Source organism: Luteimonas rhizosphaericola (assembly GCF_029888045.1).
Lineage (GTDB): Bacteria > Pseudomonadota > Gammaproteobacteria > Xanthomonadales > Xanthomonadaceae > Luteimonas > Luteimonas rhizosphaericola.
The window spans coordinates 384881-397668 of record NZ_JARXRN010000021.1 but is presented as its reverse complement, the minus strand read 5'-3'; the positions used below and the strand labels follow the sequence as shown (position 1 = coordinate 397668).

General features: G+C 72.1%; 14 protein-coding genes. 12 read left to right on the top strand and 2 right to left on the bottom strand.

The window, feature by feature from the left end:
- Positions 1-48: 48 nt before the first annotated feature.
- From QFW80_RS08165 to QFW80_RS08125, 9 genes are all read left to right on the top strand, one after another.
- Entirely contained in the window at positions 49-465 is a 417-nt protein-coding gene (locus QFW80_RS08165; RefSeq protein ID WP_280601172.1) for a YbaN family protein, read from the top strand.
- A gap of 53 nt (positions 466-518) precedes the next feature.
- Complete coding sequence (lptM, locus tag QFW80_RS08160; protein WP_280601171.1) at positions 519-842, top strand: LPS translocon maturation chaperone LptM; 324 nt, start codon at positions 519-521, stop codon at positions 840-842.
- A gap of 70 nt (positions 843-912) precedes the next feature.
- Entirely contained in the window at positions 913-1728 is an 816-nt protein-coding gene (gene dapF, locus QFW80_RS08155) for a diaminopimelate epimerase (RefSeq protein ID WP_280601387.1), read from the top strand.
- Entirely contained in the window at positions 1716-2396 is a 681-nt protein-coding gene (locus QFW80_RS08150) for a DUF484 family protein (RefSeq protein WP_280601169.1), read from the top strand. The genes dapF and QFW80_RS08150 overlap by 13 nt, the downstream gene beginning before the upstream one ends.
- Positions 2389-3357 carry a tyrosine recombinase XerC gene (gene xerC, locus QFW80_RS08145; protein ID WP_425603520.1) on the top strand — a complete coding sequence of 323 codons (969 nt, stop codon included), beginning with the start codon at positions 2389-2391 and terminating at the stop codon, positions 3355-3357. Before QFW80_RS08150 ends, xerC begins: the two co-directional genes overlap by 8 nt.
- 110 nt (positions 3358-3467) lie before the next feature.
- Positions 3468-3935, top strand: a complete 468-nt coding sequence (locus QFW80_RS08140) for a DUF1203 domain-containing protein (RefSeq protein WP_280601167.1) — start codon at positions 3468-3470, stop codon at positions 3933-3935.
- 71 nt (positions 3936-4006) lie between these two features.
- On the top strand, positions 4007-4558 hold the full coding sequence (gene hslV, locus QFW80_RS08135) for an ATP-dependent protease subunit HslV (protein WP_280601166.1): 552 nt from the start codon (positions 4007-4009) through the stop codon (positions 4556-4558).
- Positions 4559-4718: 160 nt separating this feature from the next.
- Positions 4719-6077 (top strand): ATP-dependent protease ATPase subunit HslU, encoded by a 1359-nt coding sequence (hslU, locus tag QFW80_RS08130; protein ID WP_425603528.1) that lies wholly within the window; start codon positions 4719-4721, stop codon positions 6075-6077.
- A 173-nt stretch (positions 6078-6250) separates the two neighbouring features.
- Positions 6251-6688: a hypothetical protein gene (locus QFW80_RS08125; RefSeq protein WP_280601164.1), complete on the top strand. Its 438-nt coding sequence runs from the start codon at positions 6251-6253 to the stop codon at positions 6686-6688.
- 100 nt (positions 6689-6788) lie between these two features.
- On the opposite strand, the gene QFW80_RS08120 is transcribed toward QFW80_RS08125, so the two are convergent.
- Together QFW80_RS08120 and QFW80_RS08115 are read right to left on the bottom strand one after the other, a co-directional pair.
- Entirely contained in the window at positions 6789-7616 is an 828-nt protein-coding gene (locus tag QFW80_RS08120) for a D-hexose-6-phosphate mutarotase (RefSeq protein ID WP_280601163.1), read from the bottom strand.
- Positions 7617-7627: 11 nt separating this feature from the next.
- Complete coding sequence (locus tag QFW80_RS08115) at positions 7628-8080, bottom strand: nucleoside deaminase (RefSeq protein WP_280601161.1); 453 nt, start codon at positions 8078-8080, stop codon at positions 7628-7630.
- A 135-nt stretch (positions 8081-8215) separates the two neighbouring features.
- On the opposite strand from QFW80_RS08115, the gene QFW80_RS08110 reads away from it, so the two are divergent.
- From QFW80_RS08110 to QFW80_RS08100, 3 genes are all read left to right on the top strand, one after another.
- Entirely contained in the window at positions 8216-9664 is a 1449-nt protein-coding gene (locus QFW80_RS08110; protein ID WP_280601159.1) for a metallopeptidase domain-containing protein, read from the top strand.
- 135 nt (positions 9665-9799) lie between these two features.
- The gene (ubiE, locus tag QFW80_RS08105) at positions 9800-10558 is read left to right on the top strand and encodes a bifunctional demethylmenaquinone methyltransferase/2-methoxy-6-polyprenyl-1,4-benzoquinol methylase UbiE (protein ID WP_280601158.1); all 759 of its coding nucleotides are present in this window, start codon (positions 9800-9802) and stop codon (positions 10556-10558) included.
- Positions 10559-10631: 73 nt separating this feature from the next.
- The gene (locus tag QFW80_RS08100; protein ID WP_280601156.1) at positions 10632-12704 is read left to right on the top strand and encodes a M1 family metallopeptidase; all 2073 of its coding nucleotides are present in this window, start codon (positions 10632-10634) and stop codon (positions 12702-12704) included.
- Positions 12705-12788: the final 84 nt, after the last annotated feature.

Genomic DNA, 12788 nt, shown 5'->3' with positions numbered 1-12788 from the left:
CCGCGCCACGCGCACGGCGCCGCGACGCGGCGCCGATATCATGCGCCGATGCGTCCGACCCCCCGCCATCGCTGGGCCTGGTGGCTGCTGGCCTACGTCAGCCTCGGCCTCGGCGTTGTCGGCGCGTTCCTGCCGGTGATGCCGACCACGGTCTTCGTGCTCATCGCCGCGTGGGCGGCCGCGCGCGGTTCGGAGCGGCTCCACCGTCGCCTGCATGCGCATGCGCGCTTCGGCCCGGCGATCCGCGACTGGGAAGCGCATGGCGCGGTGAGCCGCCGCGCGAAGTGGATGGCGACCACGATGATGCTGGTCTCCGCGATCGTCCTGGTGGCGGTGATGGCCCTCAGCGGCGGGCATCGCTGGTGGATGATCGCGCTGCCGATCGGCTGCATGGTGGCGGTCGGCGCCTGGCTCTGGCGGCGGCCCGAGCCGCCGCCGGCGGGCGCGTCGGTGAAAGCCGACTGAGGCGGCGGCTGTCGAGGCTCCTCCTCGCGCGTGGCCCGGGCTACACTGCCGCCATGCGCAGATTCCCGCTCCTGTTCGCGCCGCTGGCGCTGATCCTCGCCCTCAACCTCGCCGCCTGCGGCAACAAGGGGCCGCTGGTGCGCCCGCCCGTCGAAGACGCGGATGTCGAGGCCGACCTCGAGGCGGATACGGCACCCGCCGAAGGGTCGGTCGACCCGGCCGTCCAGCCGGTGCCACCGATCGTGGATCCGGTCGACGGCAGCGAAGGAGACGTCGACCCGGTGATCGAGACCGATGCCGTCGACGACGCTGATGCCGGACAGGAAGGCGAGGACGACCCGGAGCCGGTTCCCGCCGCGGATGACGGCGACGGCTGAGCGCGTGGCCGTGACCGCTCCGCACCCGATCCAGCGCGTCTCCCTGCAGGAGCGGCTGCGCTTCAGCAAGATGCACGGCGCGGGCAACGATTTCGTGCTGCTCGACCTGCGCGATGGCACCCCGCCACCGTCGCCCGAGCTGTGCCGCGCGCTGGCCGACCGCCACGCGGGCGTGGGCTGCGACCAGATCCTCACCATCGAATCGGCGCGCACGCCCGGCGCGCTGGCCGCGTACGGAATCTGGAACGCGGACGGCTCGCCGTCGTCCCAGTGCGGCAACGGCGCGCGCTGCGTCGCGGCCTGGCTGGTGCGCGATGGCGCCGCTGGCGAGGCGCGTTTCGCGCTCGACAGTCCGGCCGGCACCCATGCGGTGGACGTGCTCGGCGAGGGGCGCTTCCGGGTGGCCATGGGCGTGCCGCGGTTCGCGCCCGGCCAGGTACCGCTGGCGGTCGACGGGCCGGCGGCAGACGACTACGAGGCGACGCTGGCCGGCATCGGGCGCGTGCGCTTCGGCGCGGTGTCGATGGGGAACCCGCACGCGGTACTCGAGGTCGACGACATCGAGGCCGCGCCCGTCGCCACGCTGGGCCCGGCGCTGCAGGACAGCGGCCTGTTCCCGCAGTCGGCGAACATCGGCTTCGCGCAGGTGATCGACCGCGGGCGGATCCGGCTGCGCGTGTACGAGCGCGGCGCGGGCGAGACCCTGGCCTGCGGCAGCGGCGCGTGCGCGGCGGTGGCGGTGCTGGTCCGGCGTGGGCGCGTGGAGCGCGAGGTCGCGGTGTCGCTGCCCGGCGGCGAGCTGCACATCGCCTGGCCCGACGACGCGGCGCAGGTCGCGATGGCGGGGCCGACGGCTTTCGTATTCGAAGGGGAATGGACCGGATGAGCAATCCCGAGCGCCTCGGCGCCCATGAAGTGGCGGCCTGGCTGCGACGCCAGCCGAAGTTCCTGCAGCAGTTCCCGGACCTGGCGCTGAGCCTGGTGGTACCGCGCGAGGACGGACCCGCGGCATCGCTGGCGAGCTACCAGCTCGAGGTGCTGCGCGACAAGAACCGCGAACTCTCGCGCCGCCTGCACGACCTGTTCGCGATCTCGCAGGAGAACGAACGCCTCGCCGTGCGCACCCACCAGCTGACGCTGGCACTGATGCGCCAGCCCGATCGCGCCGGGGTGGTGCGGGCGATGGCGGCGACGCTGGAGGAGGATTTCGCCGGCGACCTGGTGCGCATCGTGCTGTTCCATCCGGTGGACGGGCTCGGCGGCGAACCCTGGCTGCAGGTGATCGAGCGCGACGACCCGGTGCTGTCGCCGTTCGCGGACGCGCTCAAGGGCGGCGAGCCGCTGTGCGGTCGCCTGCATCCGGACAAGCAGGCGCTGCTCTACGGCGCGCGCGTGGACGAGGTGCAGTCGAGCGCGCTGCTGGCGATCGAGGGCACCGGCCTGGTGGCCGTGGGCAGCAGCGATGCCAACCGTTTCTATCCCGGCATGGGCACGCTGTTCCTGCGCATGATGGGCGAGGCGTTCGACGTCGCGCTGCGCCGGTTCGATGGCTGAGTCGCGCCGGCCCGCGTCGGGTGGCGTGCGCGCGGTCACGGCGCGCGCGGCATCCGCGGGCGGCACCACGGGCGCGGGCGACGCGATGATCGCGGACTACCTCGCGCACCTGCAGGTCGAGCGGCGGATGTCGCCGCACACGCTCGACGGCTATCGACGGGACCTCGACGCGCTCGCCGCGTTCTGCGGGCATGCGGCGCTCGATCCCCTGGCCCTGGGTGAGGCCGACGTGCGCGCCTTCGTGGCGTCCGAACATCGCCGTGGCCTGTCGCCCAAGAGCCTGCAGCGGCGGCTGTCGGCGGTGCGCGGCTTTTACCACTGGCTGCTGCGGCATGGACGCGTGGCGGCGAACCCGGCCGCCGGCATCCGCGCACCGAAGGCGGCGCGCAAGCTGCCGCAGGTGCTCGACCCCGACGAGGCCAAGACCCTGGTCGAAGTCGACACCGCCGCGCCGCTGGGCCTGCGCGACCGCGCGATGCTGGAGCTGTTCTATTCCTCCGGGCTGCGCCTGTCCGAACTGTGCGCGCTGCGCTGGCGCGACCTGCAGCTCGACGAAGGCCTGGTCACGGTGCTGGGCAAGGGCGCGCGGCAGCGGATCGTGCCGGTCGGCTCGCACGCGCGCAACGCGCTGCGCGAGTGGCGCGTCGAGCGCGGGGGCGACGAGGACGCGCCGGTGTTCCCCGGCCGCGGCGGCGGGCCGATCGGGGCGCGCGCGGTACAGGTGCGCCTGCGCCAGCTGGCGCAGCGGCAGGGCCTGTTCAAGCGCGTGCATCCGCACCTGCTCCGGCACTCGTTCGCCAGCCACGTGCTGGAGTCCTCCGGCGACCTGCGCGGCGTGCAGGAACTGCTCGGACACGCCGACATCGCCACCACCCAGATCTACACCCATCTCGATTTCCAGCACCTGGCCCGGGTGTACGACGCCGCGCATCCGCGTGCGAAGCGACGCAGCGACGACTAGCCGGTACCGCGCCGCAGGCGACGATCCCGGTTCCCAATGCGATGTCCGGATCCGGCGAGTTCCGGGGCGATCCTGCGCGCAAGCTGCGGCTTTCCCACCGGAGTCGCGCCATGCCTTTTCGACTGTGCGGGATCGATCCCGCGCCCTTCGCCGCCCTGTTCGAACTGGACGAAGATGCCCTCGCGCAGCGCGGCCTCGCGCGCTGTCGCGCCGATCGCGACAGCGGCTTTCCCTGCCGCGTCAGCCTGGCCGATGCGCGCGTCGGCGACGAACTGCTCCTGCTGCCCTACGCGCACCAGCCGGCGGAGACGCCCTACCGCGCCAGCGGGCCGATCTACGTCCGCCGGGATGCGCGGCGGGCGGAACTGGCGCCCGGGGTCGTGCCGCCCTACGTGACCCGCCGGCTGATGTCGCTGCGCGCCTACTCCGCCGGGCACTGGATGGTGGACGCGGAGGTCTGCGACGGCGTCGATGCGGCGCGCGAACTCGCGCGCATGTTCGACGATCCCGCCGTGGCCTACGTGCACCTGCACAATGCCCGGCGGGGCTGTTTCTCCTGCGCGGCGCACCGGGCCTGACCCGGCGCAGGCGCAGGGGTTGATCGGGGCGCGGACGGCCTCATCTCGTGGTTTCCCGCCCCGGAGGCCGCATGGACCCCAGCCAGAACCCCAACGTGTTCCACGCCACCACCATCCTGTCGGTACGTCGCGATGGCAAGGTCGCCGTGGCCGGCGACGGCCAGGTGACGCTCGGCCACACGGTGATGAAGGGCAACGCGCGCAAGGTGCGGCGCCTGGGCACGGACGGCCAGGTACTGGCCGGCTTCGCCGGCGCCGCGGCCGACGCGTTCACCCTGTTCGAACTGTTCGAGTCCAAGCTCGAGAAGCACGGCCAGCTGCAGCGCGCCGCGGTGGAAATGGCCAAGGACTGGCGCACCGAACGCCGCTTCGGCAAGCTCGAGGCCCTGCTGGCCGTCGCCGACAAGGACACCTCGCTGGTGATCAGCGGCACGGGCGACGTGATCGAGCCCGAGGACGGCCTGATCGCCATCGGCTCCGGCGGCTCCTACGCGCTGTCCGCGGCACGCGCGCTGCTCGCCCACACCACGCTCGACGCGTGCACCATCGCCACCGAGGCGTTGAACATCGCCGGCGACATCTGCATCTACACCAACCGCAACGTGGTGGTCGAGGAACTCTGATCGCGCGTCGCATCCGGCCGCGCAAGTGGTCGGTTGCGGCCGTGTCGCGCACCGTTCCCGACCGCCATCGCCACAGGCCCGGATCCGACCCCGTGCGGACCGGGCGCAGCCTTCCAGGAACCGATCCATGCCCGCCAGCTCCAGCCAGTCCTCGTCCACCATGACCCCGCGCGAGATCGTGCAGGAGCTCGACCGCCATATCGTCGGCCAGCAGTCGGCCAAGCGCGCGGTGGCGATCGCACTGCGCAACCGCTGGCGTCGTGCCCAGCTCGCCGACGAACTGCGCAACGAGGTAATGCCCAAGAACATCCTGATGATCGGGCCGACCGGCGTGGGCAAGACCGAGATCGCGCGCCGGCTGGCGACGCTCGCCAACGCGCCCTTCGTCAAGGTCGAGGCGACGCGCTTCACCGAGGTCGGCTACGTGGGCAAGGACGTCGAGCAGATCATCCGCGACCTGGCCGACACCGCGGTCAAGCAGCACCGCGAGCAGGCCAAGCGCAAGGTGCGCACCCAGGCCGAGGAGCGCGCCGAGGACCGCATCCTCGATGCGCTGCTGCCGCGGCGCGAGACATCCCCGCCCGCGTTCGGGTTCGGCACCCAGGCCACGGTCGACATCGGCGCCGAGCCGTCGTCGAGAGAGTCGGAGACGCGGCAGAAGCTGCGCCGCCAGTTGCGCGCCGGCGAGCTCGACGAGCGCGAGATCGAGCTCGAACTGTCCGCCAATCCGGGCCACGTCGACATCATGACCCCGCCCGGCATGGAGGAGATGGGCCAGCAGCTGCGGCAGATGTTCGCCAACCTCGGCGGCGGCAAGACCCAGGCGCGCAAGCTGACGATCAAGGCCGCGCGTCCGCAGCTGGTCGAGGAGGAGGCCGCGCGCCTGGTCAACGAGGAGGACGTGCGCGAGGCGGCGATCGAGGCCTGCGAACAGCACGGCATCGTGTTCATCGACGAGATCGACAAGGTCGCCAAGCGCAGCGAGGGCATGGGCGCCGACGTCAGCCGCGAGGGCGTGCAGCGCGACCTGCTGCCGCTGGTGGAAGGCTCGACGGTCAACACCCGCTACGGCCCAGTGCGCACCGACCACATCCTGTTCATCGCCTCGGGCGCGTTCCACCTCGCCAAGCCCAGCGACCTGATCCCGGAGATGCAGGGCCGGTTCCCGATCCGGGTGGAGCTGTCGGCCCTGAGCAAGGACGATTTCGTGCGCATCCTCACCGAGCCGAAGGCCGCGCTGACCCGTCAGTACGTCGAGCTGCTGCGCACCGAGGGCGTGCAGCTGGCGTTCGCGGACGACGCCGTCGACCGGCTGGCCGAGATCGCCGCCCAGGTCAACGAGCGCCAGGAGAACATCGGCGCCCGCCGGCTGCACACCGTGCTCGAACGGCTGCTCGATACGCTCAGCTACGAAGCCCCCGACAAGGACGGCAGCCAGGTCACCATCGACCGCGCCTACGTCGATGCGCACCTGGGCGAACTGGTGCAGGACCCGGACCTGAGCCGCTACATTCTCTGAAGTCCTCACACGCGGCACGCGCGTGTCGCGCGTCGTGCTGCAGGCGTCCGGCATGCCACGGCGGCGCGCAGCGGCCGCGTGCCGATACCGTCGATGAACGATCGCGGCGGCGCACGCCGCGGCCGGCGCGGCGCCACCTATGCTGGCGCCGGTCCCGTTTCCGATGAGCCGCCATGCGCCGATCGATCCTTGCCGCCGCCTCCGCGGCCGTCCTGTCCCTGTCCGCCATCGCGCCGGCCGCGGCGCGCGATGTCTCGTGCCGCCTGGATTTCGACATGGCCGGCTGGTCGGTGCTGTACAAGACCGCGTCGGGCACCGGCCGGATCAGCTGCGACAACGGCCAGGCCATGGCGGTGCGGATCGAGGCCCGCGGCGGCGGGCTGAGCGTGGGCAAGTCGGAGATCCGCGGCGGCCGCGGCGAGTTCTCCGGCGTGCGCGGCATCGCCGAGGCGCTCGGCACCTACGTGGCCGCCGAGGCGCACGCCGGTGCGGTGAAGTCGAGCAAGGCCCAGGTGATGACCAAGGGCGAGGTGTCGCTCGCGCTTGCGGGCACCGGCGAAGGCTGGGACCTGGGCGTCGCGTTCGGCGCGTTCACGATCGAGGCCCGCTGAGCGCCGCTACCGTCGCGATTCCGGCCTGTGGGCGCCGCCGGGGCCCGCGGGCGCGGTGCGCCACTGCCGCCATGCGGCCGCAGGCCAGCGCTCGGCGCGCTCAGCCCAGGCGCTGGCTGCCGCGCCAGTGCTCGCCCGGCGCCAGCCGCAGCGGCTGCAGCACCTGCGCCGCCTCCACGCAGACGAAGGTCCGCCACTCGCCGCGCGCGAGATCGGCGATGCCGCCCGCGAGCCGCTCCCCGGGATTCCAGACCACGACATCGGCAAAGCCGTCGTGCTCGATCGCCACCCGCCGATCTCCGTCGACCAGCGCCAGCGGGGCGACCACGTCGCCGTAGATGCGGTCGGTTTCGCCATCGAAGCCGACCAGCGCCTCGTGCTGGCGATGCAGGGTGCCGCCGGCGGCGCTGTCCTCGAAGTCGCAGCCGTGCAGGCCTTCGATCGTCGCGCCGGTGGCGTCGCCCACGCGCAGGTAGGTGTGCAGCGCGGCGGTGGCATCGAACGCGGTATCGCCGGTGTTCGCAATGTCGAGCGACACCTCCAGCCGGGTGGCGGACAGTGCCACCGACAGCCGGCAGGCGAAGGCCTGCGGCCACTCTGCGGTCGCGGCGCCGTCGCGCAGCTCGAGCTGCGCCGACGCGCCGTCGCTGCCCGCGAACGACCAGTCCAGCAGCCGCGCGAAGCCGTGCTTGCGCAGCGGGCCGCGACCGCCGAACTGCGGGAAGATCACCGGGATTCCGCCGCGGAGCGCGGCTCCGGGCACGCGACCGGCCGCTTCGGCGAGGAACAGCCGCTCGCGGCCGTCGGCCGGGATCCAGGACAGCACCTGCGCGCCGCGCAGCGATACCAGCGCGGTCGCGCCGCCGGCCGCGAGGCGCAGGCAGGCGAGGCCGCGGAATTCGACGGGATCGATCCGGAGCGATGACATGAGGGCGCGCCTCAATCCTCGCCGATGTCTTCGTGCCACACGTCGGGATGGGCGGCGATCCAGTCGCCGAGCATCGCGACGCAGTCCGGATCCTGCAGGTCGATGACATTGACGCCGTGCGCGCGCAGCCAGTCGTGCCCGCCCTGGAAGTTCACCGCCTCGCCCATCACCACCGTGCCGATGCCGAACTGGCGCACCAGCCCGCTGCAGTACCAGCAGGGCGAGAGCGTGGTGACCATGATCGTGTCGCGATAGCGGCGCTGGCGCCCGGCCTTGCGGAAGGCGTCGGTCTCGCCGTGTACCGACGGGTCGCCTTCCTGCACGCGGCGGTTGCGGCCGCGGCCGAGCAGGCTGCCGTCGTTGCGGTACAGCGCGGCGCCGATCGGGATGCCGCCTTCGGCCAGGCCCTGCCGGGCCTCGGCGACGGCGGTGGCGAGCATGGCGCGGTAGTCGGGCGTCGTCATCGCGAAGCTCCTGTCCCAAAACGTGCACCTTATCCCGGTTCGGGTCCGGGGAGGCTGCGCCGGCGCTGGTTCGCTTGCCGCACCGGCAGGCGCCGCCCAGAATCGGTGCAGGCGCGGTGCGCCGGGGGAGACGACATGCGGATCGGGACCGGGACCGCCATCCTGGCGGCAGCGACGCTGTTCGCTGCGGCGGGCGCGCAGGCGCAGGTGGTGCAGGGCGGGCTGGAGCTGCGCTGGGGCGACCCGGCGCCGGGGCAGCGGCACTTGGCGCCGAAGTTCGAGGCGGCGCTGGTGCTCGATGGCGGGGCGCGACTGGCGCTCGATCCCGGGCAGGCGCGACGCGGCGCCGGCGATCTGTACGCGCTCGCCAACCGGCGCGTCGCGGTGCAGTTCTCCTCGGCCAAGTCCGCCGGCGGCGCACGCGGGATCGAGGCCATCGTGCCGGCCGACGATCCGTCGCCGGCACGGCCGCACGGGCTCGCGGGCAAGACCGACGGCGTGGCCACGGCGACGCTCGGCTCGACGCGCTGGATCACCGTGGCCTGCCGCTTCGGCGACATCGCCGAGGAACAGAAGCCGGTGGCCTTCTTCCGCAGCCAGTACGGCGAGGCCGCCGGCGAATTGGGGCACTACTGGCGCGAGGTGTCGTACGCGAAGATCAACCTGGCCGGAAGCGACGCGAAGGGCTGGTACGCGCTGCCGCAGCCCCGCTCGCATTACGTCACCGGCCCGGCCGACGACGAGAAGGCCGACCTGACCGCGCTGTTCAACGACTGCACCGCGGCCGCGGATGCGGACGTGGATTTCAGCCAGGTGATCGGCATCAACCTGATGTTCAACGGCGACCTCGACGGCTTCGCCTGGGGCGGCGGGCGCTGCGCCACGCTCGACGGCGCCAACCGCTGCTGGTCGACCACCTGGAACCCGCCGTGGTCGTTCAACAACCTCGCGCCGCTCGCGCACGAGATGGGGCACGGCTACGGGCTGCCGCATTCGGACAACTCCGACGGCGACGACGACACCTACGACAATCCCTGGGACGTGATGAGCGACAGCTGGTCCAACGCGGTGCGCGATTCCACCTACGGCAGCCGGCCCAAGCACATCAACATCGTGCAGCGCGACCGCCTGGGCTGGATTGACGCCGCGCGCAAGCGCACGATCGCCAGCGGTTCGGCGCGCACGCGGGTGACGCTCGACTACGCCAGCCTGGCGGGCGCGGGCAACGTGCAGCTGCTCCTGCTGCAGACGCCGACCTCGCCCGATCCGTATCGCGGCACCTGGTACACGATCGAGGCGCGGCGCCCGGTGGGCGCGTACGAGGGCGCGCTGGCCGGCGACGCGGTGATCGTGCACCGCGTCGGCCCCAACTACAGCCAGGAGGCCGAAAGCCAGGATGCCGACGTGCCGCCGGCGAATACGGCCAACAACGAGGGCTCGATGTTCAAGGTCGGCGAACTCTGGATGTCCCCCGACGGGCTGTTCACGGTCTACGTGGAATCGAAGACCGCGACCGGATTCGTGGTGGTGGTCGGGCCCGAGGCGCGGGTGACCGGCGGCAACGGCCAGCGCCGGCGCAGGTGAGCGGGCGCACGGCGCCGTTCGCGTCGTCGTCGTGGCGATCGCGCGGTGACTCGCTCTCGCGGCTCGGCGCGGCGGGCGCGGCGCCTCGACCTGTCGTGAACGCCGATCTCCGCGCCCGGATGCGATAATCGCCGGATGAGCGCATCCGACGAGTCCGGCACCACCCATTTCGGCTACCGCGAGGTGCCGCGCGGCGAGAAGCAGAAGCTGGTGGGCGAGGTGTTCTCGTCGGTTGCCGGCCGCTACGACCTGATGAACGACCTGATGAGCCTGGGCATCCATCGGGTCTGGAAGCGCTATTTCGTCGCCACCGCGCAGGTGAAGAAGGGCGACCGCGTGCTCGACCTCGCCGGCGGCACCGGCGACATCGCCGCGCTGTTGCGCGATCGCGTCGGCGAATTCGGCGAGCTGGTGCTGGGCGACATCAACGGCGACATGCTGCGCGTGGGCCGAGACCGCATGACCGACCGCGGCCAGGTGCGCGGCTTCCGTTACGTGCAGTGCAACGCCGAGACGCTGCCGTTCCCGGACGCGAGCTTCGACCTGGTCACGATCGCGTTCGGTCTGCGCAACGTCACCGACAAGGACGCGGCGCTGCGCGAGATGCTGCGCGTGTTGAAGGTCGGCGGGCAGGCGCGGGTGCTGGAGTTCTCGGACGTGAAGGCCGATTGGTTCAAGCCGCTGTACGACTTCCACTCGTTCAACGTGCTGCCGCGGCTGGGCCGGCTGTTCGCGGGTGACGCGGAGAGCTACCGCTACCTGGCCGAATCGATCCGGCGCCACCCGGCGCAGGACGAACTGCGCGCGATGATGGAGACGGCGGGATTCGCGCGCGCCCGCTACCGCAACCTCTCCGGCGGCATCGTCGCGATCCACGACGGCTGGAAGGCCTGATCCGCCCGCGCCGGAGGCGACGGTTGCAGGCGGTACAATCGCGGTCCCGTTCCCGCACAGGCTGCCCCCGGCCATGCCAGACCGCATTGCGCGCGCGCCGCGCCCGTCTTCGTTCGCCCGTTCCCTCGCCCTGCTTCTGATCGCCGGCGTGGTCGCCGTCGCCGGCTGTTCGCGCGAGACCGCCGCCCCCGCCGCCGCCCCGAAACCCGCGCCGGAGCCCACCACCATGGCCGATGCCGACGAGCATTCCTTCGCCGAGCCGGGAAAGGTCGCGATCGACGACCTGGCGCTGGACCTGGCGCTCGACTTCGATGCGCGCACGCTCGCCGGCACCGCCACCTACACCCTGCAGTGGAAGGACGAGGCCGCCACCCAGCTGGTGCTGGATACCCGGGAGCTGACGATCGAACGCGTCGAGGGTGAGGCCGGCAGCGCGTGGCAGCCGCTCGAGTTCGCGCTGGCCGACGCCGACCCTGTGCTCGGCCGCAAGCTGGTGATCGAAACGCCGCAGCGCAATGCGAAGATCCGCGTGACCTACCGCACCGCGCCGGGCGCCTCCGGCCTGCAGTGGCTGACGCCGGAGATGACCGAGGGCAAGCAGTTGCCCTTCATGTTCAGCCAGTCGCAGCAGATCCACGCGCGCAGCTGGGTGCCGCTGCAGGACACGCCGCAGGTGCGCTACACCTACAGCGCCCGCGTCCGCACGCGGCCCGACGTGATGGTGCTGATGAGCGCCGACAACGATCCGCAGGCCGCGCGCGACGGCGACTACGCGTTCTCGATGCCGCAGCGGATCCCGTCGTACCTGATGGCGATCGCCGCCGGCGACCTGGTGTTCAAGCCGATCTCCGCGCGCTCGGGCGTATGGGCCGAGCCGTCGATGGTGGACCGCGCGGTGGCCGAGTTCGCCGACACCGAGAAGATGATCGCCGCCACCGAGGCGCTTTACGGCCCCTACCGCTGGGAGCGCTACGACCTGCTCGTGCTGCCGCCGTCGTTCCCGTTCGGCGGCATGGAGAACCCGCGCCTGTCGTTCATCACCCCCACGGTGATCGTCGGCGACAAGTCGCTGGTGTCGCTGATCGCGCACGAACTGGCGCACAGTTGGTCGGGCAACCTGGTGACCTTCTCCAGCGCCCGCCACGGCTGGCTCAACGAGGGCATGACCAGCTACGTCGAGAACCGCATCGTCGAGTCGCTGTACGGCGAGGAGTTCAGCGACATGGAGTGGGTGATCGCGCGCGACGCGCTCAAGCGCGACATCGTCGACATGCCCGAGGCCACGCAGGCATTGGCGATCCGCCCCGGGACCCCGGTGGATGCCGACGACGCGCTCAGCCAGGTCTCCTACGACAAGGGCGCGTGGTTCCTGCAGTTCCTCGAGGAGCGCTTCGGACGCGCCGTGTTCGATCCGTTCCTGCGCGGGTACTTCGACCACTTCGCGTTCCAGAGCATTCCCACCGAGACCTTCCTGGCCTACGCCCGCGAACACCTGTTCGCGCCCAACCCGGGCAAGGTCACCGATGCCGAGATCGAGGAATGGATCTATGGCGCCGGCCTTCCCGCCAGCGCGCCCGAGGTGCTCTCGCCGCGGCTGGGCATCGTGGATTCGGCGCGACTGGGCTGGCGCGGCAGCAAGCAGCTGCCGCCGACCTCGATCACCGGGCCGTGGACCACGCAGGAATGGCTGCACTTCCTCGAAGGCATGCCGGAGACGCTGCCGGTGGAGGATCTCGCGCAGCTCGACGCCGCGTACCGGTTCACTGGCACCGCCAACGGCGAGATCGCGATGCGCTGGTATCCGCTGGCGATCCGCAGCGGCTACACGCCGGCGATGGAGGCCGCGGCCGCCTTCATCGAGCGCATCGGGCGGCGCAAGCTGATCATGCCGGTCTACGAGGCGCTGGTGGCCACCGAGCCCGGGCTGGCGCTGGCGCGCGCCAGTTTCGAGCGCGCGCGGCCGGGCTACCACCCGATCACCACCGCCTCGGTGGAGAAGGTGATCGCCGAGGCGAAGCCGGCCCCAGCGCCGGCCGCTGCGCCGGCCGCTGCGCCGGGTCCGGAGCCGGCGCCCGGGGAGGCGGAGGGCGCGGCAGGCGACGCCACGCAGTCGCCCGCGGATCCGGCGCCGCCGCCGGCCGGCTGACCCTGGCCGCTGCGGCCGCGTCGCCCCGGCGCGTTTGCAGCGCCGCGTGCAGGCTTGGCCATCACGGACGAAGTCGCCGAGGTG

What these genes read in the sequence shown, in the direction of transcription:
- lptM (WP_280601171.1), top strand. Translation starts at nt 519, where the DNA reads ATGCGCAGATTCCCGCTCCTGTTCGCGCCGCTGGCGCTGATCCTCGCC.
- QFW80_RS08115 (WP_280601161.1), bottom strand. Translation starts at nt 8,080, where the DNA reads ATGACGACGCCCGACTACCGCGCCATGCTCGCCACCGCCGTCGCCGAG.
- ubiE (WP_280601158.1), top strand. Translation starts at nt 9,800, where the DNA reads ATGAGCGCATCCGACGAGTCCGGCACCACCCATTTCGGCTACCGCGAG.
- QFW80_RS08140 (WP_280601167.1), top strand. Translation starts at nt 3,468, where the DNA reads ATGCCTTTTCGACTGTGCGGGATCGATCCCGCGCCCTTCGCCGCCCTG.
- QFW80_RS08120 (WP_280601163.1), bottom strand. Translation starts at nt 7,616, where the DNA reads ATGTCATCGCTCCGGATCGATCCCGTCGAATTCCGCGGCCTCGCCTGC.
- QFW80_RS08165 (WP_280601172.1), top strand. Translation starts at nt 49, where the DNA reads ATGCGTCCGACCCCCCGCCATCGCTGGGCCTGGTGGCTGCTGGCCTAC.
- hslU (WP_425603528.1), top strand. Translation starts at nt 4,719, where the DNA reads ATGACCCCGCGCGAGATCGTGCAGGAGCTCGACCGCCATATCGTCGGC.
- QFW80_RS08100 (WP_280601156.1), top strand. Translation starts at nt 10,632, where the DNA reads ATGCCAGACCGCATTGCGCGCGCGCCGCGCCCGTCTTCGTTCGCCCGT.
- QFW80_RS08125 (WP_280601164.1), top strand. Translation starts at nt 6,251, where the DNA reads ATGCGCCGATCGATCCTTGCCGCCGCCTCCGCGGCCGTCCTGTCCCTG.
- QFW80_RS08150 (WP_280601169.1), top strand. Translation starts at nt 1,716, where the DNA reads ATGGACCGGATGAGCAATCCCGAGCGCCTCGGCGCCCATGAAGTGGCG.
- hslV (WP_280601166.1), top strand. Translation starts at nt 4,007, where the DNA reads ATGGACCCCAGCCAGAACCCCAACGTGTTCCACGCCACCACCATCCTG.
- QFW80_RS08110 (WP_280601159.1), top strand. Translation starts at nt 8,216, where the DNA reads ATGCGGATCGGGACCGGGACCGCCATCCTGGCGGCAGCGACGCTGTTC.
- xerC (WP_425603520.1), top strand. Translation starts at nt 2,389, where the DNA reads ATGGCTGAGTCGCGCCGGCCCGCGTCGGGTGGCGTGCGCGCGGTCACG.
- dapF (WP_280601387.1), top strand. Translation starts at nt 913, where the DNA reads ATGCACGGCGCGGGCAACGATTTCGTGCTGCTCGACCTGCGCGATGGC.